The following is a 22,042-nucleotide window of genomic DNA, read 5'->3' as shown; positions in this document are numbered from 1 at the left end:
GTGGGTGCTTGTGGAGAAAAAGGATATTTTTGCATCGGTTTCTAGTATGGAAGAGCAAATTGGACATTTATACAAACAGTTGGGAGAATTAAAACAACATCTTGCAGAATTATTGGAAGAAAACCAACATATAAAAATGGAAAATGAAAATTTGCGACATCGTTTTGAAGAAGTGCAGAATAAGGAAAAACAAAAAACTCAAAAACGCAAAGAAATGAAGCCAAAAACAGATATCGGTGAGGGCTACGATAACTTAGCGAGACTGTATCAGGAAGGTTTTCATATTTGCAATCTACATTATGGAAGTGTACGTAAAGAGGGAGATTGTTTATTCTGTCTGTCATTTTTAAATAAAAAGTGAGATTACCTTTCCAATATAATTGGAAAGGTAATTTTTTATACATGAGAGTAGAATGAAATTTATTTTTACATTAATAGAGGATGAAATAGGGTAGGTTAAATGTAAGAAAGGGAGCAATATATGAATTTATATGAAGATGAACGTTTAGATTACTTATTAGCACAAGATATGAAGATTATACAAAGTCCATCAGTATTTAATTTCTCTTTAGATGCTGTATTACTTGCAGACTTTGCTTGGGTACCAATTCAAAAAGGTAATTTACTTGATTTGTGTACGGGGAATGCGGTTGTACCTCTTTTATTGAGTACAAGGACAAAAGGGACAATTACAGGTGTAGAGATTCAAGAGCGCCTATATGATATGGGAATAAGAAGCGTTCAATACAATAATTTAGAAGAAAGAATTCATTTAATCCATGGAGATTTGAAAGATATGCCGGAGAAACTCGGACGCCATCAATATGATGTTGTAACGTGTAATCCTCCTTATTTTCAAACACCGCAAACTTCTGAGAAAAACATGAATGAACATTTAGCGATAGCTCGTCACGAAATTATGTGTACATTAGAAGATGTTGTATATGCAAGTAGCCAGTTGGTAAAACAGGGTGGGAAAGTTGCATTTGTACATCGGCCCGGTCGTTTTCTCGATATCGTTACATTGATGCGTAAATACAAAATTGAACCGAAACGTGTGCGATTTGTTTATCCTAAGGCTGGTAAAGAAGCGAATACATTGTTAATTGAAGGAATTAAGGATGGAAATGCAGATTTGAAAATCTTGCCACCTCTTTTTGTATATGAAGAGAATAACGAATATACAGAGGAGATTCGTTCAATTTTATATGGAGACGAATAAGCATTGTTTTTATGTGGTGGAGTGTTCTGATGGAAGTTATTATGCTGGATATACAAATCATATAGAAAAGCGGATTCAGACTCATAATAATGGAAAAGGTGCTAGATATACACGTGCTAGACTTCCGGTTGTTTTAAAATATGTAGAGGATCATGAGGATAAACGAACGGCTATGCAAGCTGAATATCATTTTAAGCAGTTAACGAGGAAACAAAAAGAAGAATACATGCAAAAAGGAGAACGCTATGTGGCAGCAAAAAAGCTTTCAGCAAAATGAAAAGGGAGTTTTATATTTAGTACCAACTCCAATCGGAAATTTAGAGGATATGACATTTCGTGCAATCCGAATTTTAAAAGAGGCAGATATTATTGCTGCTGAAGATACAAGACAAACGAAGAAGCTTTGTAATTATTTTGAAATTGAAACACCAGTTATGAGTTATCACGAGCATAACAAAGAAGTAAGTGGACGAAAAATTTTAGATAAGTTAGAAGATGGTAAGACTGTAGCCATTGTGAGCGATGCCGGTATGCCGTGTATTTCTGATCCTGGTTACGATATTGTTGTAGAAGCTGTAGCAGAACAATATCATGTTATCCCGCTTCCAGGAGCAAATGCGGCTCTTACAGCATTAATTGCATCAGGACTTGAAACAAAGCAGTTTTATTTCTATGGATTTTTGCAAAGAAATAAAAAGGAAAGAAGAATGGAATTAGAGAAGCTTCGTTACGTACAAACTACAATGATGTTTTATGAAGCACCTCATCGTCTAGATGATACTTTAATCTCAATGCAAGAAGTTTTAGGAAATAGGGAAATCGCATTATGTCGCGAGCTAACGAAAAAATTTGAAGAATTTATTCGTGGAACAATTGAGGAAGCGATTGAGTGGACGAAGCAAAATGAAGTACGTGGTGAGTTTTGTATTTTAGTAGCTGGTTCAACGGAAGAACCTGCTCCAGAAGAACAATGGTGGGAATCTGTTTCAGTACATGATCATATTGAACATTATATAAATGAAAAAGGCATGAATTCAAAAGAAGCGATTAAAACAGTCGCTAAAGAACGAGATTTGTCGAAAAGGGATGTATATCAAATCTATCATGTCGATAAAAAATAAGCTTCTCATAATTGAGAAGCTTATTTTGCTGTTTCGATATAATCTTGAAGTTCGTTTAAGACTTGCTCAGCGCCTTCTTTGCTTAAGATAATTTTGCCTTCAGCTAAAGATAGGTTACCATCAGATACTTCACCAGTTACTTGGCAAGTCATGTTTGGTTTATATTTTTTTAAGATGATTTTCTCGTCATCAACGTAGATTTCAAGAGCATCCTTTTCTGCAATACCTAAAGTACGGCGTAATTCGATTGGAATTACCACACGACCTAATTCATCAACTTTACGAACGATACCAGTAGATTTCATAATTCTTTTCCTCCTAAATAAATAGTTTATAAGTTACGAGTCTATTTTTTTGATTCGTCATTTTTCGACAAAATACCCTATGGACATATGATACCAATCATTTACATTTCCGTCAATTCTTAAATTCTATATTTTTTAAAAAGATTTATAGATTTCTTACTTTTTATATATAATAGAATGTGGGTAATTACTATAATTATTTCGTTTTATTTTCTGAAAAATATATATATTCCAGAGAAGGGCTGTATAATTTTTAAAAATATGAGTAATAGATGATAAAGATATCGAGCATTAACTCGTTTTTATATGTGAGTTTTTGATATACTGTTTATAAATACATATGAGGTCATCCGGGAGGTCCAAAACAATGACAGAGGAAAATAAGTCCTTTTATATTACTACCCCAATTTATTATCCAAGTGGAAAGTTACACATTGGACATGCTTATACGACAGTAGCAGGAGATGCGATGGCACGATATAAGCGTATGCAAGGATACAATGTTCATTATTTAACAGGAACTGATGAGCATGGACAGAAGATCCAAAAGAAAGCAGAAGAACTAAATGTTACACCACAAGCATATGTGGACAACATTGTATCAGGGATTAAAGAACTTTGGGAGAAGATGGATATCTCTTATGACGATTTTATTCGTACAACTGAAGATCGTCATAAAGACGTCGTTGAGAAAATCTTCAAGCAGCTAGTAGATCAAGGTGATATTTATCTTGATGAATATGAAGGTTGGTATTCTGTACAAGATGAAACATTCTATACAGCGCATCAATTAGTAGATCCAATTATGGAGGGCGACAAAGTAGTTGGTGGAAAAAGCCCAGATAGTGGTCATAATGTAGAGCTTGTTCGCGAAGAGTCTTATTTCTTTAGAATGGGTAAATATGTAGACCGACTATTAAAGTTCTATGAAGAGAACCCTCATTTCATTCAACCAGAGTCTCGTAAAAATGAAATGATTAATAATTTTATTAAGCCAGGATTAGAAGATTTGGCTGTTTCTCGTACTTCATTTGACTGGGGAGTTCGTGTTCCAGGGAACCCAAAACACGTTATTTATGTATGGGTAGATGCTTTGTCTAATTACATTACTGCATTAGGATATGGAACAGAAAATGAAGAGAAATATAAAAAATTCTGGCCAGCAGATGTTCATTTAGTTGGAAAAGAAATCGTGCGTTTCCATACAATTTATTGGCCAATTATTTTAATGGCGTTAGATTTACCACTTCCGAAGAAAGTCTTTGCTCATGGCTGGATTTTAATGAAGGATGGAAAAATGAGTAAGTCAAAAGGAAACGTAGTAGATCCAGTTACACTAATTGATCGTTACGGATTAGATGCATTACGTTACTACTTACTTCGCGAAGTTCCATTTGGCTCTGATGGCGTATTCACACCAGAGGGATTTGTTGAACGAATTAACTTTGATTTAGCGAATGACTTAGGAAACTTATTAAATCGTACAGTAGCTATGATTGATAAATACTTTAACGGGGAAATCCCTGCATTTAAAGCGAATGTAACTGAGTTCGATGAAACGCTAGTTACATTTGCGAAGGATACATTGAAAAAAGTAGAAGAGGCAATGGAGAATATGGAGTTCTCTGTAGCACTAAGTTCTATTTGGCAGTTAGTTAGCCGTACGAATAAATATATTGATGAAACACAGCCGTGGGTATTGGCGAAGGATGAGAATGATCGCGAAAAACTTGCGTCTGTAATGTCGCACTTAGCAGAGATACTTCGTCAAACAGGTATTATGCTTATGCCATTCCTAACAGTAGCACCAAGTAAGATGTTTGCTCAACTTGGACTTACTGAAGAGGCACATAAATCTTGGGAAAGCCTATCTACAATTGGATGTATTCCAGCTGGCACAAAAGTAGAAAAAGGAAACCCAATTTTCCCTCGTTTGGAAATGGAAGTAGAGGTAGAGTATATTAAAGAACAAATGAAGGGCTCTGCGCCTAAAGTAGAAGAGAAAAAAGAAGAAGAACCGAAGGCAGAAGAAATTACAATTGATGATTTCTTTAAAGTAGAATTACGAGTAGCTGAAGTAATATCGGCTGAACCTGTGAAAAAAGCAGATAAGTTGTTAAAAATTCAGCTTGATTTAGGCACAGAAAAGCGTCAAGTTGTTTCGGGAATTGCAAAATTCTACTCACCAGAAGATCTAAAAGGTAAAAAGGTAATTTGTGTAACAAACTTAAAACCTGTAAAATTACGTGGTGAATTATCGCAAGGTATGATTTTAGCAGGTGAAGAAAATGGCGTATTGTCATTAGCAACAATCGACCAAAATTTACCGAATGGTACAAAGATCAAGTAATTGGGACAAGAAAAGAGATGTTTCACGTGTAACATGTGTGAAGCATCTTTTTTCTTTTTAAATTCCCCTTTTTTGCATTAAAATTGTAGTATTGTTATCGTTAAGTTAGAAAAGGCTTAATTTTTTCTGGGATAAAATTGATTTCAATATAAAAGGAGTTATTTATTATGTTGTTTGATACACATTCACATTTAAATGCAGAGCAGTTTGAAGAAGATTTACAAGAAGTTATTGCAAGGATGAAAGAAGCGGGAGTTACATATACAGTTGTTGTTGGATTCGATGAAGTAACAATAAAAAAAGCGATTGAATTAGCTGAAGCCTATGATTTTATTTATGCTGCAGTTGGGTGGCATCCCGTTGATGCTATCGACATGACAGAAGAACATTTAGTTTGGTTAGAAGAATTAGCTGTCCACCCTAAAGTAGTTGCTCTTGGAGAAATGGGACTAGATTATCACTGGGATAAGTCTCCAAAAGAAATACAGAAGGAAGTATTCCGTAAACAAATTACATTAGCTAAAAAGGTAAAATTACCGATTATTATACATAACCGTGATGCAACTCAAGATATTGTTGATATCCTAGAGGAAGAGAATGCAGCTGAGGTGGGAGGCATTATGCATTGCTTTAGCGGTAGTGTAGAAGTAGCACAGCGATGTGTTGATATGAACTTTTTAATTTCATTAGGTGGGCCTGTTACATTTAAAAATGCGAAGAAACCGAAAGAAGTTGCTATGGAGATTCCATTAGAAAAATTATTGATAGAGACAGATTGTCCATATTTAACACCACATCCATTTCGAGGGAAACGAAATGAACCTAGTTATGTAAAACTAGTGGCAGAAGAAATTGCGAATTTAAAAGGAATTTCTTATGACGAGGTAGCACAAATAACAACAAAGAATGCAAAAGCTTTATTTGGTGTCGAATAAAAAAGAGTGGGGGAGTCCCATTCTTTTTTTATTTTTTAGAAGAGAGACAGTAGAAATGCTAAGAGCCCATTATTTACCCATAACATAAGTGTAGAAATATTGCGGATAAATTAGGATGGAGATAGAAGTGTTACAATAAGAATAGTGAACAAAGATTTTTCTCTTCTACTTTTTAAAATGTACGATTGGGAAAATAATAATGGAAAAGTCGTCATTTTTTTGTTTTACTAAGTAGAGACGAAACGAGTGTGGAGGCAAGCATGAAAATTAAAGAGATTATCGTTGTAGAAGGTAAAGATGATACAGTTGCGATTAAACGTGCTGTTGATGCGGATACAATCGAAACGAACGGTTCAGCAATCGGTGATCATGTTATTGAGCAAGTTAAATTAGCGCAGCAAAAACGAGGCGTTATTATTTTCACAGATCCGGATTATCCTGGAGAGCGTATTCGAAAAATTATTTCTGACAAGGTTCCTGGATGTAAGCATGCTTTTTTACCGAAGGAAGAAGCACTTGCTAAAAGGAAAAAAGGTGTTGGTATCGAACATGCTTCTAATGAGTCGATTCGCCGTGCTTTAGAGAATATACATGAAGAAATGGAAGCTTACACAAGTGAAATTAGTTGGAGTGATCTAGTCGATGCGGGCTTAGTGGGCGGAGAAATGGCAAAGAGTCGCAGAGAAAGAATGGGTAAGCTATTAAAGATTGGTTATACAAACGCAAAACAGTTACATAAACGTTTACAAATGTTTCAAGTTTCAAAGGAATCATTTGCAGAAGCTTATAAACAAGTAATACAGGAGGAAAAGAAATGAAAGATATAGCAACACCAAATCGTACAAAAGACATTGTTGAAAAGTATGGATTTTCATTCAAAAAAAGTTTAGGACAAAATTTTTTAATTGATACAAATGTATTAAATCGTATCGTTGATCACGCAGAAATAGGTTCAGAAAGTGGTGCAATTGAAATTGGACCAGGTATCGGTGCATTAACAGAGCAATTGGCAAAGCGTGCTAAAAAAGTAGTGGCTTTTGAGATTGATCAGAGATTATTACCAATTTTAGACGAGACGTTAGCTCCATATAGCAACGTTACAGTTATAAATAAAGATGTACTAAAAGCAGATGTACATGAAGTGTTTAGTGAGCAATTCGAAGAAGGACAAGATGTAATGGTAGTAGCTAACTTGCCATACTATATTACAACGCCAATTTTATTTAAATTGCTTGAAGAAAAATTACCCGTTCGTGGATTTGTTGTTATGATGCAAAAAGAAGTTGGAGATCGTTTAGCTGCTAAACCTGGAACGAAAGAATATGGTTCTTTATCAATCGCCATTCAGTATTATACAGAGGTAGAAACAGTTATGACTGTACCGCGTACAGTGTTTGTACCACAACCAAATGTTGATTCTGCGATTATCCGTCTTCTAAAGCGTTCTAAACCAGTTGTAGAAGTGACAGATGAAACTTTCTTCTTTGAAGTAGTACGAGCGAGTTTCGCACAGCGTCGTAAAACGTTAATGAATAATTTATCAAATAATTTAAATGGTTTCCCGAAAGATAAAGAGTTGTTGGATCAAATTTTAACAGAAGTAGGAATTGATCCGAGGCGAAGAGGCGAAACGCTATCTATCGAAGAGTTTGCAACATTAAGTAATGCATTAGTTCTTCATAAATTGTCATAAGAATATGAAAGGGACAGTTCAACTTGAGCTGTCCCTTTTGTCACCTTTCCTTTCCTAAATTCATACTTTAAAAGCAGGTAAGATGGCCTAACGAGTTTGGAGGTAGGAGAATGGCTTTACATGTTGGAGAATTAGTGGAACGATATTCTCATAATAGGGATATTCTTTTTCGTATTATAGAAATAAAAGGCGAGATAGCGATATTGTTTGGGGAAGAAATTAGACTTGTGGCGGATGCGCCGCTTGAAGATTTAATTAGTATAGATCAACGAGAACATAAAAAAAGAGTGAAGCGTGAAAAAGAAACAATGGAGCGTACGTACCGTTTATTTCAACAAGATTATGTATTAATGAAACAAAGACATGAACACACTTCAACAGGTGGATATACAAGTGAAGTGAATTACTTTCAAATGCCAGGGCGTGTATTGCATATAGATGGAGATCCTTTATATTTGCGCAAGTGTTTAGATTTATATAATAAAATAGGCGTTCCTGTACAAGGTATTCATTGTAAGGAAACGGAGATGCATGAAAAGGTAGTAGACTTAATCGATCATTTTCGTCCAGATATTTTAGTCATTACAGGACATGATGCATATACAAAGTCAAAAGGAGTCATGGGAGATTTAACAGCATATAGACATTCTAGACATTTTGTACAGGCTGTTCGAGAAGTGCGAAAAAAATATCCATCATTAGATCAACTCGTTATTTTTGCTGGAGCTTGTCAATCACACTTTGAGGCGCTGATTCGAGCAGGTGCTAATTTTGCTAGTTCGCCATCCAGAATTAATATTCATGCTCTAGATCCTGTATATGTAGTTGGTAAAATTAGCTTTACTTCATTTATGGAAAGAGTCAATGTATGGGACGTTGTGCGTAATACGATTACTGGTGAAAAAGGGCTAGGCGGAATTGAAACGAGAGGGATTTTGCGCACAGGATTACCCTTTCAACATTATGAAGAATGAGCAAGGTACATATGTATCTTGCTTTTTTATGCTGGAATGATTTGAATGAATTTGGATAAAAAACTGCAAGAACGTGCAGACTATACAATGATACTTTTACAATATAGTATTTCTTCTATCTATTCGAACGCATGATGCTTTTATAATGATATTGTCTGTAAATTGCGGTTAATAATTGGGATAGATATATCGTGTTTTAAGTGTTCAATCTAAATTACAGCGAGGTGTAGCAAGGGATATGTCAAAACGTTTAGATGATATTAAAAACGAATTAGATCACCATCTTGGACAGCGACTTATGTTAAAGGCGAATAGTGGAAGAAGAAAAACTGTAGAGCAATCGGGGGTACTTGCAGAAACGTATCGTTCGGTCTTTGTTGTACAATTAGATCAGCAAGAAGACGCATTGCAACGTGTATCGTATAGTTATGCAGATGTTTTAACAGAGACAGTAGAGTTAACATTTTACGATGAACCCCATAATGAAGCATTTTATAATTAATGTGTTATTTGTTACATATATTCCCACAAATGAAAAGCTATATTATTTTGCATACTAATTATACCGTAGCAAAATAAGGAGGGACTCTGCATTGAGTAGACGAAGAGGAGTCATGTCAAATCAATTTAAAGAAGAGCTGGCAAAAGAGCTTGGCTTTTATGATGTTGTTCAGAAAGAAGGATGGGGCGGAATTCGTGCGAAAGATGCTGGTAATATGGTGAAACGTGCTATAGAAATTGCGGAACAGCAATTAATGAAACGAAACCAGTAGTTGTAAGATACTTTCTATGCTACGGTAGCCGAGGAGAGATTCCTCGGCTTTTTGCACGCTAAAAGGTGCCATCATTTGATATAAGTAGTTTCATTCTGAATGCTTTTCGTTATAATTAGGGAAGTGTCATCGTCTTACTATAAATTTATGGTAAAATAAACGATAAAAGATTGAGTACATAGAGTGGGTGAATAGATTGAAGCTACTAGTGAAAGCGCCAGCAAAGATTAATCTGTCGTTAGATGTACTGGGAAAAAGACAAGACGGATATCATGAAGTGAAAATGATTATGACAACAATTGATTTAGCAGATCGTTTAGAGCTAATGGAATTAGCAGAAGACCGTATTGAAATTTTGTCCCATAATCGGTATGTCCCAGACGACCAACGCAACTTAGCTTATCAAGCAGCGAAATTATTAAAAGAGAAGTTTAATGTAAAAAAAGGTGTATCTATTACTATTGAAAAAACGATTCCAGTAGCCGCTGGATTAGCAGGTGGAAGTAGTGATGCAGCAGCGACATTACGTGGCCTTAATAAGTTATGGAATTTAGGAATTACAATCGATGAGTTAGCAAAGCTTGGCGCAGAAATTGGGTCAGATGTGTCGTTTTGTGTATACGGCGGAACTGCGATCGCCACTGGAAGAGGAGAAAAAATTGAACACATAAAGACTCCACCTTCTTGTTGGGTTATTTTAGCAAAGCCACACATTGGTGTATCGACTGCTGACGTATATGGAAATTTAAAATTGAATTGTGTTACACATCCAAATGTAGATAAAATGGTTGAAGTCATTAATGGCGGGGACTATAAAGGAATTTGTGATACTGTTGGTAACGTTTTAGAAGATGTGACATTTGCGATGCATCCTGAAGTTGCGCGTATTAAGGCGCAGATGAAACGATTCGGTGCGGATGCCGTATTAATGAGTGGAAGTGGTCCAACTGTATTTGGTCTTGTACACCATGATTCGCGAATGCATCGTATATATAACGGATTAAAAGGATTTTGCGAACAAGTATATGCAGTACGTTTATTAGGAGAGCGAGAAACGCTTGAATAAAGACGTATAATACGTTATGATTTGTTTAGAATATTCGTGATTTGAGGTGAGAGTATGAAAATTAGACGAAGTACAAGATTGGTCGATATGACTTATTATTTGCTACAAAATCCTCGTCAGCTAGTTTCTCTCACTTTTTTTGCTGAAAGGTATCAATCGGCTAAATCATCCATTAGTGAAGATTTAGTTATTATTAAGCAAACGTTTGAACAACAAGGGGTCGGCACATTGCAAACGATACCAGGAGCAGCAGGAGGAGTGAAATATATTCCCTATATAAGTGAAGAAGAGGCAAATCTAATTATTAATGAGCTTTGTAGCTTATTTGAAAATCCAGATCGCATTTTGCCTGGCGGTTACTTATATATGACGGATCTTTTAAGTAATCCTCGCCAGATTAATGGTGCGGGTCGTTTATTTGCTTCCGTTTTTGCTAGACAACCAATTGATGCGGTTATGACCGTAGCGACAAAAGGAATTCCACTTGCTTATGCAGTGGCGAATTACTTAGATGTACCGGTGGTAATTGCGAGAAAAGATAATAAGGTAACAGAAGGACCCACTGTTAGTATTAACTATGTATCAGGTTCCTCTAAGCGAATCCAAACGATGACTTTAGCAAAGCGTAGCCTTCCAGAAGGATCTAACGTTTTAATTATTGATGATTTTATGAAAGCTGGCGGAACCATTCAAGGTATGATGAGCATGCTAGAAGAATTTAAAGCTAACGTTGTTGGAATTGGTGTATTAGTAGAATCTACGGATATCGAAGAAAGGCTTATTAATAACTTTGTATCATTAATTCGTCTGTCGGAAGTTGATGTAAAAGAAAAGGCGATTCAAGTGGAGAAGGGGAATTATTCGCTTGCGCCATTTAATGAAGGAATTGTAGGGGCTGAGTAAAAAGGGTAAAGCAGATAGCTTTATCTTTTTTTATTCTATTTATAAATTATAAAATAGGTGGACAAACTGCTTTTCGTGCACTATTTTTAAAGAGTAAAAATAAATAATAAAAGGGTGAAAAGTATGAAAGTTGTTCAAACAAGCAAAGCACCACAAGCAATCGGACCATATTCACAAGGGATTATTGTAAATAATATGTTCTATAGTTCGGGACAAATCCCGTTAACGGCAAGTGGAGAACTTGTAACGGGGGATGTAACAGTACAAACAGAGCAAGTATTTGAAAATTTACAAGCAGTATTAGCAGAAGCTGGTGCTTCATTTGATACAGTGGTAAAAACAACAGTATTCTTAAAGGATATGGATGATTTTAATGCGGTTAATGAAGTATACGGTTCTTATTTCTCTACTCATAAGCCAGCGCGTTCTTGTGTACAAGTAGCAAAATTACCGAAAGATGTTTCTGTTGAAATCGAAGTAATCGCCCTAGTTAAGTAACCCTTTGTAAGCGATAACCTCTCCTAATCTCTATATTCAATTACTTTAAAAATTTTTATCTTAAAAATTTTTAAAAAATTAAAGGGAAAATAGAAATTTTGTGGAATTTATACAAATATATCGCTTATTTAGAAAAGGGTGGTGAACACAAGATGGAAGTGACTGACGTAAGATTACGCCGCGTAAACACAGAAGGCCGCATGAGAGCAATTGCCTCTATTACTCTAGACCATGAATTTGTTGTTCATGATATTCGTGTAATTGATGGTAATAATGGATTATTTGTAGCAATGCCAAGCAAACGTACTCCAGATGGAGAATTCCGTGACATTGCACATCCAATTAATTCTAATACACGCTCTAAAATTCAAGATGCGGTTTTAACAGAGTATCATCGTTTAGGCGAGTTAGAAGAGGTTGAGTTTGAAGAAGCGGGCGCTTCGTAAAATTCGAATGAAAAGGCTTTCGAAAGAAAGTCTTATAATTTTGTAGCAAACTCCTGTAAGCATTTACAGGAGTTTGTTTTTTTTTGGAATAATATCTGTTTTTAATTATAAAAATTCATATTTAGAAAAATAAGGGTGGAAAACTTCTAATTTTTTCAAAATCATTTAAAATAGTATAGCTTATTTCTTAAAAAAGATACTAAAGAGTAAAACATCGTATAAGAATTATGGTAAAATTTAATAGTTATAATGTGTTTCTTGAAATATATGATGATTTAGGATAATATCGTTAATGGATAAATAGGTTGCGATGGAGGGTCTATATGTCAAACAGATTTGCAGTGATTCTAGCTGCAGGTAAAGGCACACGTATGAAGTCCAAGCTATACAAAGTGCTACATCCTGTATGTGGAAAACCAATGGTACAACATGTAGTCGATCAAGTATCTCAATTAGGGATGCAGAAACTTGTAACAGTCGTTGGACATGGTGCTGAAATGGTACAAGAACAGCTAGGAAACGTAAGTGAGTTTGCATTACAAGCAGAACAACTTGGTACAGCACATGCTGTCGATCAAGCTGCAAATGTACTTGCAAATGAAGAAGGAACAACTTTAGTTATTTGTGGTGATACACCTCTAATAACTGCTGAAACGATGGAAGCATTGCTTCAGCAACACGAAGAAGCGGGAGCAATGGCAACGGTACTAACAGCGTACATAGAAGAGCCTGCTGGATATGGCCGTATCGTTCGTAATGAGAATGGTCATGTTGAAAAGATTGTTGAGCATAAGGATGCAAATGAAAAAGAATTAGCTATTAAAGAAATCAATACAGGTACGTATTGTTTTGATAATAAAGCTCTATTTGCTTCACTTTCTAAAGTTTCAAATGATAATGTACAGGGTGAATATTACCTTCCGGATGTTATTGAAATTTTAAAAAATGAAGGTCATATTGTATCAGCTTATCAAACAGAGCACTTCGATGAAACGTTAGGTGTTAACGACAGAGTCGCTCTATCGCAAGCGGAAATTATTATGAAAAACCGTATTAACCGAAAAAACATGGTAAATGGTGTTACAATTATTGATCCAAGTAACACATACATTTCTGCTGATGCAATTATTGGCAGTGATACAGTTCTTCACCCAGGAACAATTATTGAGGGGAACACTGTAATTGGTTCTGATTGTGAAATTGGACCACATACAGTAATTCGCGACAGTGAAATTGGAGAGCGTACGGTAATTCGTCAATCTACTGTACATGACAGCAAACTTGGTACAGAAGTATCAGTGGGTCCATTTGCACATATTCGCCCAGATTCAGTTATTGGAGATGAAGTGCGCGTTGGAAACTTCGTAGAAATCAAAAAAACTGTTTTTGGTAATAGAAGTAAAGCTTCACACTTAAGTTATATCGGGGATGCACAAGTTGGAGAAGACGTGAATCTTGGTTGTGGTTCAATTACGGTGAACTACGACGGAAAGAATAAATTTAAAACTGTGATTGGTAACGGGGTATTTATTGGATGTAATTCAAATCTTGTTGCTCCTGTAACAGTTGAAGATGGTGCTTATGTGGCAGCAGGCTCTACAATTACAGAGAATGTTCCATCAAAAGCATTATCAGTAGCACGTGCACGTCAAGTTAACAAAGAAGACTATGTTGATCAATTGCTGAATAAGAAAAAATCATAATGTGGAGGGTTAATCTAGATGTCGACTCAATATCTAAATTCTAATTTGAAAGTATTCTCTTTAAACTCTAATAAGGAACTTGCTGAGCAAATCGCAAAGCATATTGGAGTAGGACTAGGAAAATGTTCTGTTGATCGTTTTAGTGATGGAGAAGTTCAAATTAACATTGAAGAAAGTATTCGTGGTTGCGATGTATTCATTATTCAATCTACAAGCTTCCCAGTAAACGAACATATCATGGAATTACTTATTATGATTGATGCATTAAAACGTGCATCTGCAAAAACAATTAATATTGTTATTCCTTACTATGGTTATGCGCGTCAAGACCGTAAAGCGCGTTCTCGTGAACCAATTACATCGAAACTTGTAGCAAACTTGCTTGAAACAGCAGGTGCAACTCGTGTAATCACTCTAGATTTACATGCTCCACAAATTCAAGGATTCTTTGATATCCCAATCGACCACTTAATGGGTGTACCGATTCTTTCAGATTACTTTGAAACAAAAGGTCTTAAAGATATCGTAATCGTATCTCCTGATCACGGTGGTGTAACTCGTGCTAGAAAAATGGCAGACCGCCTAAAAGCGCCAATCGCTATTATTGATAAGCGTCGTCCTCGTCCGAATGTATCGGAAGTAATGAACATTATCGGTAACATCGAAGGCAAAACAGCAATTTTAATTGATGACATCATTGATACAGCTGGTACAATTACATTAGCGGCAAACGCTCTTGTTGAGAACGGTGCTTCTGAAGTATATGCTTGCTGTACACACCCAGTATTATCTGGCCCAGCAATTGAGCGTATTCAAAATTCGAATATTAAAGAGTTAGTTGTAACGAACTCTATCGTATTACCAGAAGAAAAGAAAATTGATAAAGTACATGAACTTTCAGTTGCTCCATTAATCGGAGAAGCAATCATTCGTGTATACGAAGAAGAATCAGTAAGTGTATTATTCAATTAATTGGATAGAATGAGACGTAACCAAGATTGGTTACGTCTTTTCGTATCGAAAAAAGAAAGTAGTGGTACAAAGAATGAAATTAATAGTAGGACTTGGGAACCCAGGTAGAGAATATGAATTAACAAGGCATAATATTGGGTTTATGGCGATTGATGAACTTGCCAAGCGTTGGAATATTTCTTTGAATGAACAAAAATTCAAAGGGCTATTTGGTGCAGGCTTTGTTAATGGGGAAAAGGTAATCTTATTAAAGCCACTTACATATATGAATTTATCTGGGGAAAGTATCCGTCCGCTCATGGATTATTATAAAATTGATGTCGAGGACTTCATCGTCATGTATGATGATTTAGATATTCCTGTAGGTAAATTACGCCTTCGCATGAAAGGAAGTGCAGGTGGACATAATGGTGTGAAATCAACAATTTCACATTTAGGAACACAAGAATTTCAACGTATCCGCATGGGAATCGATCGCCCGAAAAATGGGATGAAAGTAGTGGATTATGTATTAGGGCGTTTTACATCTGAAGAACTTCCTGGTGTCAATGGGTCCATTGAAAAGACAGCAGATGCATGTGAAGAGTGGTTAAATAAACCATTTCTCCAAATTATGAATACTTTTAATAGTTAAGAGTATAATCTAGAATATTTTATTTTGCTTTAACCCATACTAGTAGTAACTGGATATTTAGGAGGCTAGTATGGAAGGGTATTATTACTGTAGACATTGCGAGAGTAATGTAGGTTCCGTTACCGTAGAAAAAGTATATAGCGACGTTTTGCTTCAACTAACAGAGCAAGAAGTAGTGGATATGATTCATTTTCATGAGAATGGAAATATATATATAAAAACGATTTGTGAATCGTGTCAAGAAACGCTCGCATCTTATCCTGAGTATTATGAATATGAAAAATTTCTGCAATAAAATGTTGTCGCTTTGGCATGTCCAAAGCATTTTTCTGTTTTCTTTTTCCGAAATATTTGCATAAAATATAGTAACTTGCTCTTTATGTTGAGAGGAGTTTTGATAATGATAGGTTTATTAGAGCAGTTTTATAAAAATGAAGAGATACAATCGGTTATTAATGGGCTAGAAGATGGGTTGAAAGAGCAACTTATATCGGGTATGGCAACATCTTCTCGTTCATTATTAATGGCAGCTTTATATAAAAAAACAAAAAAATCGCAACTAATTGTGACGCACAATTTATACCAAGCACAAAAAGTACATGAAGATTTAGTGGCTTTACTTGGTGAAAAAGATGTGTGGTTATATCCCGTAAATGAATTGATAGCATCGGAAATTGGTGTTGCAAGTCCAGAATTGAAGGCGCAGCGTATTGAAGTGTTAAATCGCTTAGCGGCGGGAGAGAATGGGATTATTGTAGCGCCAGTTGCAGGACTACGTAGATTTTTACCAATAAAAGAATTATGGAAGCAAAGGCAAATTGAAATCAATCTAGGGCAAGAGATTGATCTAGATGCACTTTTGTATACTTTACATCATATTGGCTACGAGCGTAAGTCAATGGTAGAAGCTCCAGGAGAGTTCAGTTTACGCGGGGGAATATTAGATATTTATCCATTAACGGAAGAATTACCATTTCGTATTGAATTCTTCGATACAGAAGTCGATTCTATTCGATTGTTTGATGTGGATGAACAGCGCTCTCAAGATAAAAAGGAAAGTGTTAAGTTCGGTCCAGCAACAGAGTTTTTATTTTCACAGGAAGAATTGAAATCGGGAATTAAGCATCTTGAAGAAGGTTTGACTAAGACGATGCAAAAGCTTTCCGATGATAAATTAAAGACTACAGTACTTGAGACGGTAAGTCATGAAATTGAGATGTTGAAAAACGGGCAAAGTATAGAACAAATGTTTAAATATTTATCTATTTTCTATAAAGAACCTGCTAGTCTGATAGATTATTTACCAGAAGATGGTGTTGTGATTTTAGATGAAATTTCCCGTATTCAAGAAACGGCATCACATCTCGAAACAGAAGAAGCGGAATGGTATATATCACTTCTTGGTGAAGGAACAATTATTCAGGACTTATCTTTCTCCCACTCATTTGAGGAGTTTCTTCATCATAAAAAAAGAAGTTTTGTATATTTAACGTTATTCTTGCGCCATATAGCACATACACATCCACAAAATATTGTGAATGTGACATGTAAAACGATGCAGGATTTCCACGGACAGATGCAGTTGTTAAAAACTGAAATTGATAGGTGGAATGAAGGGCATTTTACGACCGTTGTGCTCGGAACAGATGATGAACGTGTAAAAAAACTGCAACATATTTTAAGTGATTATGATATTGATGCAGACATTGTAGAGGCAACAGATATTTTATTGCCTGGAAGGTTACAAATTGCTGTGGGTGATTTACATGCAGGGTTTGAAATGCCGATGCAAAAGCTTGTTGTTATTACTGAAAAGGAGCTTTTTCATAAGAAGGTTAAAAAATCACAACGTAAGCAAAAGTTATCTAACGCTGAACGTATTAAAAGTTATTCGGAATTAAAAGTTGGAGACTATGTAGTTCATGTAAATCATGGTATAGGTAAATTTTTAGGTATTGAGACATTAGAGATTAATGGTGTTCATAAAGATTATTTAAATATTAAATATCAAGGTAATGATAAGTTATATGTTCCGATTGAACAAATTGATCAAGTGCAAAAATATGTAGGATCTGAAGGTAAGGATCCGAAAGTTTATAAATTAGGTGGTAATGATTGGAAAAAGGTTAAAACGAAAGTTGAAAAATCTGTACAAGACATTGCAGATGACCTAATTAAATTGTATGCCGAGCGCGAAGCTTCAAAAGGTTATGCATATACACCAGATACGGCAGAACAACAAGAATTTGAATCTTCATTCCCATATCAAGAGACAGAGGATCAATTACGTTCTATTGACGAAATTAAGAAAGATATGGAACGTGGACGTCCGATGGATAGGCTTCTTTGTGGTGACGTAGGGTATGGAAAGACTGAAGTAGCCATTCGTGCGGCATTTAAAGCAATTATGGATGAAAAACAAGTTGCGATTTTAGTACCGACAACCATTCTTGCACAACAACACTATGAAACAATTCGAGAGCGTTTTCAAGATTACCCGATTAATATAGGGTTACTAAGTAGATTCCGTACGCGAAAACAACAAAATGAAACGATTAAGGGTTTAAAAGATGGAACGGTAGATATTGTAATCGGAACACATCGTATTTTATCTAAAGATGTTACTTATAAAGATTTAGGACTTCTTATTATTGATGAGGAACAAAGATTCGGTGTTACGCATAAAGAAAAAATTAAACAATTGAAAGCGAATGTGGACGTTTTAACGTTAACGGCAACTCCGATTCCACGTACACTTCATATGTCTATGCTTGGTGTGCGTGATTTATCTGTAATTGAGACACCGCCAGAGAACAGGTTCCCAGTACAAACATATGTAGTGGAGTATAATCCAGCATTAATGCGAGAAGCGATAGAGCGAGAGCTTGCAAGAGGAGGTCAAATTTACTTCTTATATAACCGTGTGGAGGATATTGAAAGAAAAGCAGATGAAATTTCGATGTTAGTTCCAGACGCTCGTGTAACATACGCACACGGGAAAATGAATGAAAGTGAATTAGAGTCTGTTATGCTATCGTTTTTAGAGGGGCAGCATGATGTTCTTGTAAGTACAACAATTATTGAGACGGGTGTAGATATTCCGAATGTAAATACATTAATTGTATTTGATGCAGATCGTATGGGATTATCACAGTTGTATCAGCTTCGTGGTCGTGTTGGACGTTCTAATCGCGTCGCGTATGCATACTTTGCATACAAACGCGATAAAGTGTTATCGGAAGTTGCAGAGAGGCGTCTGCAGGCAATTAAAGAGTTTACAGAGCTTGGATCTGGTTTCAAAATTGCGATGAGAGACTTATCAATTCGTGGTGCGGGTAATTTGTTAGGGGCAGAACAACATGGATTTATTGATTCTGTCGGATTTGATCTGTATTCTCAAATGTTAAAAGATGCAATTGAGCAACGTAGAGGAACAGATGGAGTTGAAAATACCGTTAATGTTGAAATTGATTTAGAAGTAGATGCATATTTACCGGATGCGTATATTTCAGATAGTAAACAAAAAATTATGATGTATAAACAATTTAGAGGTGTTTCTGCAATTGAAGATATTGAAGAGCTGCAGGAAGAGATGATAGATAGATTTGGTGATTACCCACAAGAAGTTGGTTATTTATTACAAATCGCAAATATTAAAGTGTTAGCAATGAAAGAACAAATTGAGTTAGTTAAGCAAAATAAATTTGAAGTAACGTTCCTGTTTTCTGAACAAGCAAGCCAAAATATCGATGGTGGGAAATTATTTATGCTAGGGAATAGTTTTGGTCGTATGATTGGTCTTGGTATGGAAGGATCACAATTGAAAATTGTGATGAAAACGAATGGATTAGAGACATCGAAATGGTTAACAATTGCTGAAAATTTATTAAAAGGCTTACCAGATGTAAAAAAAGAAGTAATAAATGCCTAATTTAAGATAAAAAATACAATTCGACGTGCATAGAAGAACTAATGTGTAAAATACTATGTTTAACAGTTGGTGATTTTTACATGAACAGGTAAATTCACCACTTTTGATCATCAGTAGAAAGTGAGGCAGCATTAGAATGAAAGCAACTGGAATCGTACGTCGAATTGATGATTTAGGCAGGGTAGTAATCCCGAAGGAAATTCGTAGAACTTTACGTATTCGAGAAGGAGACCCACTAGAAATATTTGTTGATCGCGATGGAGAAGTGATTTTGAAAAAATATTCTCCAATTAGTGAACTAGGTAATTTTGCAAAGGAATATACGGAAGCTTTATACGATAGCTTAGGACATAATGTGCTTGTATGCGATCGTGATTCTATTATCGCAGTAGCAGGCGTATCTAAAAAAGAATACTTAAATAAAAGTGTTGGCGATTTAATCGAGAAGACAATGGAAGAGCGTAAGTCTGTAATTATGACAGATGAAAGCGAAATTTCAATTATTGATGGAGTAACAGAAAAAGTGAGCTCCTATACAATTGGCCCGATTGTTGCGAATGGGGATCCAATTGGAGCTGTTGTTATCTTCTCTAAAGAGGCTATTATAAGTGAAGTAGAGCATAAGTCAGTAAATACAGCTGCAAGCTTTTTAGCGAAACAAATGGAGCAGTAGTGAAGTGTAATTTCTATAAGTAGCAATCTTTCCTAATTATGATATTTCTATTTGAGAAATTAACTATTTGGAGATATAAGTATATTGAACGAAGGTAGCGCTTTGCTACCTTTTTTCGTTGAACATTTTCTAGTGTTGCACGAACGTATTATTACTTGTGGAGGCAAGGGAGCTTGTTCTTTTCTTTATGATATAATACGAGGGGTGAGAATAGAAAAAGGAGTTTTCTTGTATGGAAGCGAAGAAGTATCAAGCCTTTTGGCGTGGGGCTATTATATTAACAATCGCAAGTTTTGTTACGAAAGTATTAAGCGCTTTTTACCGTATTCCATATCAAAATATAGCGGGTGATATTGGTTTTTATATTTACCAACAAATTTATCCGTTTTATGGATTTTGTTTAATTTTAGCTACTTATGGGTTTCCTATTATTATTTCAAAAATGGTCGCAGAAAGATTAGAACAAGGAAAACAAAAAGAAGCAGAAGAAATTATTTGTGTATCTTTTTGGTTTTTATTAGGAATTGGCTTTATAGGGTTTTTCACATTGTTCTTTGGTGCCGAAACGATTGCATCGGCTATGGGTGATGTACACTTATATAAGTTATTACGTGTTATTTCATTTTCATTCATATTAATGCCATTCTTATCCGTAGCGAGAGGGTATTTTCAGGGATTCAATAATATGATGCCGACGGCTGTTTCACAAGTAATTGAACAAACGATTCGTGTATCTATTATTGTCTTTTTATCACTATTCCTTATTGCTCACGGATTTGATCTATATACAGTCGGTGCAGGTGCTATGTTAGGTTCGATTGCAGGTGGGCTTATTGGGATTATCGTACTTTTACTTTATATGCGTCATGATTTTCGGTCTATTTTCTTTAAAAGTTGGAAGAGAGTTGGAGATAAAAAAAGGATTATTAGAATCCTTTTTTGGCAGGGATTAGCGATTTGTGTTAGTAATTTAGTCCTTATTTTTATACAAATGGCGGATTCTATTTCCTTTTATACCTTGCTTATTCGCGCGGGGGAGCAAGTTGAAAATGCAAAGGTACTAAAAGGTGTTTATGACAGAAGTATCCCCCTTATGCAATTAGGTACTGTCGTGACAACTTCTTTCTCATTGTCACTGATTCCGATTATTACAGCGGCAAAGGAAAGAGGAGATCTTGCTTTTATTCAAGAAAAGGTAAAGTTAGCGATGAAAATAACGTTTGTTATTGGATTTGCAGCAGCCATCGGATTAACTTGTATTATTCAGCCTGCAAATATTATGTTATTTGAGAATAGTGATGGATCAGATGTGTTATCGATTTTATCTTTATCTATTTTATTTAGTTCATTGTCAATTACAACTGCTTCTATTTTGCAAGGGTTAGGACAAACATTAAAGCCAGCAATATTCGTTGTATTTGGAGGTTGTTTGAAGCTAGCTTTAAACTATATATTAATGTCGTATTTTGGTGTAAAGGGAGCTGCAATTGCAACTTTAGTTGCGCTTATTGTAATTGCCTTGCTAAATAGTGTATTACTTATGCGAGCTGTATCAGAGCCGCTTGTTGATAAGCGGAATATGTTAGGTGTAGTTATTAGTGGTATTGGTATGGGGTTTGTATTAATAATCTTTATGCGTGTGTTGCGAATGTCTGGATTAGTAATTGATACAGGACATAGAGGAATTGCGACGCTTGAAGCGTTGTTAGGTGTAGCTATCGGCGGATTAGCATATATGTTTTTAATTTTAAAATTACGTGTATTTACAAAAGAAGAATTAGGAACCGTTATGAAACAAGAGAAAAAAGAAGGTTCATTGAAGAAGAGTGGATAGAGGTGACTG

At 35.5% G+C, this 22,042-nt stretch carries 23 protein-coding genes; 22 read left to right on the top strand and 1 reads right to left on the bottom strand.

Annotated elements, in window-relative coordinates; translation table 11 throughout:
• Positions 1–10: 10 nt before the first annotated feature.
• From yabA to rsmI, 4 genes are all read left to right on the top strand, one after another.
• On the top strand, positions 11–361 hold the full coding sequence (yabA, locus tag ACP6L7_RS28240) for a DNA replication initiation control protein YabA (protein WP_000412059.1): 351 nt from the start codon (positions 11–13) through the stop codon (positions 359–361).
• A gap of 120 nt (positions 362–481) precedes the next feature.
• Positions 482–1,222: a tRNA1(Val) (adenine(37)-N6)-methyltransferase gene (locus tag ACP6L7_RS28235; protein WP_097832997.1), complete on the top strand. Its 741-nt coding sequence runs from the start codon at positions 482–484 to the stop codon at positions 1,220–1,222.
• Positions 1,209–1,499, top strand: a complete 291-nt coding sequence (locus ACP6L7_RS28230) for a GIY-YIG nuclease family protein (RefSeq protein ID WP_016131051.1) — start codon at positions 1,209–1,211, stop codon at positions 1,497–1,499. Before ACP6L7_RS28235 ends, ACP6L7_RS28230 begins: the two co-directional genes overlap by 14 nt.
• Positions 1,468–2,343, top strand: a complete 876-nt coding sequence (gene rsmI, locus ACP6L7_RS28225) for a 16S rRNA (cytidine(1402)-2'-O)-methyltransferase (RefSeq protein ID WP_097832996.1) — start codon at positions 1,468–1,470, stop codon at positions 2,341–2,343. The genes ACP6L7_RS28230 and rsmI overlap by 32 nt, the downstream gene beginning before the upstream one ends.
• Before the next feature lie 20 nt (positions 2,344–2,363).
• Here the strand turns inward: rsmI and abrB are convergent, their stop codons facing one another.
• Complete coding sequence (gene abrB, locus ACP6L7_RS28220; protein ID WP_000843037.1) at positions 2,364–2,648, bottom strand: transition state genes transcriptional regulator AbrB; 285 nt, start codon at positions 2,646–2,648, stop codon at positions 2,364–2,366.
• A gap of 367 nt (positions 2,649–3,015) precedes the next feature.
• Here abrB and metG point away from each other — a divergent pair, with 367 nt between their 5' ends.
• The 18 genes from metG (at position 3,016) to ACP6L7_RS28130 (ending at position 22,033) form a co-directional block, all read left to right on the top strand.
• Positions 3,016–4,998, top strand: coding sequence for a methionine--tRNA ligase (gene metG / locus ACP6L7_RS28215; RefSeq protein ID WP_097832995.1), 1,983 nt, complete (start codon positions 3,016–3,018; stop codon positions 4,996–4,998).
• A gap of 167 nt (positions 4,999–5,165) precedes the next feature.
• Positions 5,166–5,933, top strand: a complete 768-nt coding sequence (locus ACP6L7_RS28210; protein WP_097832994.1) for a TatD family hydrolase — start codon at positions 5,166–5,168, stop codon at positions 5,931–5,933.
• Positions 5,934–6,193: 260 nt separating this feature from the next.
• The gene (gene rnmV / locus ACP6L7_RS28205; RefSeq protein WP_000692835.1) at positions 6,194–6,751 is read left to right on the top strand and encodes a ribonuclease M5; all 558 of its coding nucleotides are present in this window, start codon (positions 6,194–6,196) and stop codon (positions 6,749–6,751) included.
• Positions 6,748–7,626: a 16S rRNA (adenine(1518)-N(6)/adenine(1519)-N(6))-dimethyltransferase RsmA gene (gene rsmA / locus ACP6L7_RS28200; protein ID WP_097832993.1), complete on the top strand. Its 879-nt coding sequence runs from the start codon at positions 6,748–6,750 to the stop codon at positions 7,624–7,626. The genes rnmV and rsmA overlap by 4 nt, the downstream gene beginning before the upstream one ends.
• Positions 7,627–7,736: 110 nt before the next feature.
• The gene (gene yabG / locus ACP6L7_RS28195; protein ID WP_097832992.1) at positions 7,737–8,600 is read left to right on the top strand and encodes a sporulation peptidase YabG; all 864 of its coding nucleotides are present in this window, start codon (positions 7,737–7,739) and stop codon (positions 8,598–8,600) included.
• A gap of 238 nt (positions 8,601–8,838) precedes the next feature.
• The gene (gene veg / locus ACP6L7_RS28190) at positions 8,839–9,102 is read left to right on the top strand and encodes a biofilm formation stimulator Veg (RefSeq protein WP_000044339.1); all 264 of its coding nucleotides are present in this window, start codon (positions 8,839–8,841) and stop codon (positions 9,100–9,102) included.
• 91 nt (positions 9,103–9,193) lie between these two features.
• Positions 9,194–9,373 carry an acid-soluble spore protein SspF gene (sspF, locus tag ACP6L7_RS28185; RefSeq protein WP_002094215.1) on the top strand — a complete coding sequence of 60 codons (180 nt, stop codon included), beginning with the start codon at positions 9,194–9,196 and terminating at the stop codon, positions 9,371–9,373.
• Positions 9,374–9,569: 196 nt separating this feature from the next.
• Complete coding sequence (gene ispE / locus ACP6L7_RS28180; RefSeq protein ID WP_141533416.1) at positions 9,570–10,439, top strand: 4-(cytidine 5'-diphospho)-2-C-methyl-D-erythritol kinase; 870 nt, start codon at positions 9,570–9,572, stop codon at positions 10,437–10,439.
• 54 nt (positions 10,440–10,493) lie between these two features.
• The gene (gene purR, locus ACP6L7_RS28175) at positions 10,494–11,342 is read left to right on the top strand and encodes a pur operon repressor (protein ID WP_098361756.1); all 849 of its coding nucleotides are present in this window, start codon (positions 10,494–10,496) and stop codon (positions 11,340–11,342) included.
• 123 nt (positions 11,343–11,465) lie between these two features.
• Positions 11,466–11,840: a RidA family protein gene (locus tag ACP6L7_RS28170; RefSeq protein WP_000869819.1), complete on the top strand. Its 375-nt coding sequence runs from the start codon at positions 11,466–11,468 to the stop codon at positions 11,838–11,840.
• A gap of 152 nt (positions 11,841–11,992) precedes the next feature.
• Positions 11,993–12,286 (top strand): septation regulator SpoVG, encoded by a 294-nt coding sequence (gene spoVG / locus ACP6L7_RS28165; RefSeq protein ID WP_000454042.1) that lies wholly within the window; start codon positions 11,993–11,995, stop codon positions 12,284–12,286.
• Positions 12,287–12,609: 323 nt separating this feature from the next.
• A complete protein-coding gene (gene glmU, locus ACP6L7_RS28160; RefSeq protein WP_097832989.1) occupies positions 12,610–13,989 on the top strand; it encodes a bifunctional UDP-N-acetylglucosamine diphosphorylase/glucosamine-1-phosphate N-acetyltransferase GlmU in 1,380 nt (459 codons plus the stop codon).
• Between the two features lie 18 nt (positions 13,990–14,007).
• Positions 14,008–14,961, top strand: a complete 954-nt coding sequence (locus ACP6L7_RS28155; RefSeq protein WP_000107420.1) for a ribose-phosphate diphosphokinase — start codon at positions 14,008–14,010, stop codon at positions 14,959–14,961.
• 73 nt (positions 14,962–15,034) lie between these two features.
• Positions 15,035–15,595, top strand: coding sequence for an aminoacyl-tRNA hydrolase (gene pth, locus ACP6L7_RS28150; RefSeq protein ID WP_097832988.1), 561 nt, complete (start codon positions 15,035–15,037; stop codon positions 15,593–15,595).
• Between the two features lie 70 nt (positions 15,596–15,665).
• The gene (locus ACP6L7_RS28145; protein WP_000399437.1) at positions 15,666–15,890 is read left to right on the top strand and encodes an anti-sigma-F factor Fin; all 225 of its coding nucleotides are present in this window, start codon (positions 15,666–15,668) and stop codon (positions 15,888–15,890) included.
• A gap of 105 nt (positions 15,891–15,995) precedes the next feature.
• Positions 15,996–19,526 carry a transcription-repair coupling factor gene (gene mfd / locus ACP6L7_RS28140; RefSeq protein ID WP_097832987.1) on the top strand — a complete coding sequence of 1,177 codons (3,531 nt, stop codon included), beginning with the start codon at positions 15,996–15,998 and terminating at the stop codon, positions 19,524–19,526.
• 136 nt (positions 19,527–19,662) lie between these two features.
• The gene (gene spoVT / locus ACP6L7_RS28135) at positions 19,663–20,199 is read left to right on the top strand and encodes a stage V sporulation protein T (protein WP_000648312.1); all 537 of its coding nucleotides are present in this window, start codon (positions 19,663–19,665) and stop codon (positions 20,197–20,199) included.
• A gap of 232 nt (positions 20,200–20,431) precedes the next feature.
• Positions 20,432–22,033: a putative polysaccharide biosynthesis protein gene (locus ACP6L7_RS28130; RefSeq protein ID WP_097832986.1), complete on the top strand. Its 1,602-nt coding sequence runs from the start codon at positions 20,432–20,434 to the stop codon at positions 22,031–22,033.
• The last annotated feature ends 9 nt before the right edge of the window (positions 22,034–22,042 follow it).

The organism is Bacillus silvicola (genome assembly GCF_050524305.1).
GTDB lineage: Bacteria > Bacillota > Bacilli > Bacillales > Bacillaceae_G > Bacillus_A > Bacillus_A cereus_AT.
This window is presented reverse-complemented; position numbering and strand designations above follow the sequence as displayed.

What these genes read in the sequence shown, in the direction of transcription:
- spoVT (WP_000648312.1), top strand. Translation starts at nt 19,663, where the DNA reads ATGAAAGCAACTGGAATCGTACGTCGAATTGATGATTTAGGCAGGGTA.
- veg (WP_000044339.1), top strand. Translation starts at nt 8,839, where the DNA reads ATGTCAAAACGTTTAGATGATATTAAAAACGAATTAGATCACCATCTT.
- metG (WP_097832995.1), top strand. Translation starts at nt 3,016, where the DNA reads ATGACAGAGGAAAATAAGTCCTTTTATATTACTACCCCAATTTATTAT.
- pth (WP_097832988.1), top strand. Translation starts at nt 15,035, where the DNA reads ATGAAATTAATAGTAGGACTTGGGAACCCAGGTAGAGAATATGAATTA.
- ACP6L7_RS28170 (WP_000869819.1), top strand. Translation starts at nt 11,466, where the DNA reads ATGAAAGTTGTTCAAACAAGCAAAGCACCACAAGCAATCGGACCATAT.
- yabG (WP_097832992.1), top strand. Translation starts at nt 7,737, where the DNA reads ATGGCTTTACATGTTGGAGAATTAGTGGAACGATATTCTCATAATAGG.
- ACP6L7_RS28155 (WP_000107420.1), top strand. Translation starts at nt 14,008, where the DNA reads ATGTCGACTCAATATCTAAATTCTAATTTGAAAGTATTCTCTTTAAAC.
- rnmV (WP_000692835.1), top strand. Translation starts at nt 6,194, where the DNA reads ATGAAAATTAAAGAGATTATCGTTGTAGAAGGTAAAGATGATACAGTT.
- glmU (WP_097832989.1), top strand. Translation starts at nt 12,610, where the DNA reads ATGTCAAACAGATTTGCAGTGATTCTAGCTGCAGGTAAAGGCACACGT.
- ACP6L7_RS28145 (WP_000399437.1), top strand. Translation starts at nt 15,666, where the DNA reads ATGGAAGGGTATTATTACTGTAGACATTGCGAGAGTAATGTAGGTTCC.
- rsmI (WP_097832996.1), top strand. Translation starts at nt 1,468, where the DNA reads ATGTGGCAGCAAAAAAGCTTTCAGCAAAATGAAAAGGGAGTTTTATAT.
- rsmA (WP_097832993.1), top strand. Translation starts at nt 6,748, where the DNA reads ATGAAAGATATAGCAACACCAAATCGTACAAAAGACATTGTTGAAAAG.
- mfd (WP_097832987.1), top strand. Translation starts at nt 15,996, where the DNA reads ATGATAGGTTTATTAGAGCAGTTTTATAAAAATGAAGAGATACAATCG.
- abrB (WP_000843037.1), bottom strand. Translation starts at nt 2,648, where the DNA reads ATGAAATCTACTGGTATCGTTCGTAAAGTTGATGAATTAGGTCGTGTG.
- ACP6L7_RS28230 (WP_016131051.1), top strand. Translation starts at nt 1,209, where the DNA reads ATGGAGACGAATAAGCATTGTTTTTATGTGGTGGAGTGTTCTGATGGA.
- spoVG (WP_000454042.1), top strand. Translation starts at nt 11,993, where the DNA reads ATGGAAGTGACTGACGTAAGATTACGCCGCGTAAACACAGAAGGCCGC.
- ACP6L7_RS28235 (WP_097832997.1), top strand. Translation starts at nt 482, where the DNA reads ATGAATTTATATGAAGATGAACGTTTAGATTACTTATTAGCACAAGAT.
- ACP6L7_RS28210 (WP_097832994.1), top strand. Translation starts at nt 5,166, where the DNA reads ATGTTGTTTGATACACATTCACATTTAAATGCAGAGCAGTTTGAAGAA.
- purR (WP_098361756.1), top strand. Translation starts at nt 10,494, where the DNA reads ATGAAAATTAGACGAAGTACAAGATTGGTCGATATGACTTATTATTTG.
- ACP6L7_RS28130 (WP_097832986.1), top strand. Translation starts at nt 20,432, where the DNA reads ATGGAAGCGAAGAAGTATCAAGCCTTTTGGCGTGGGGCTATTATATTA.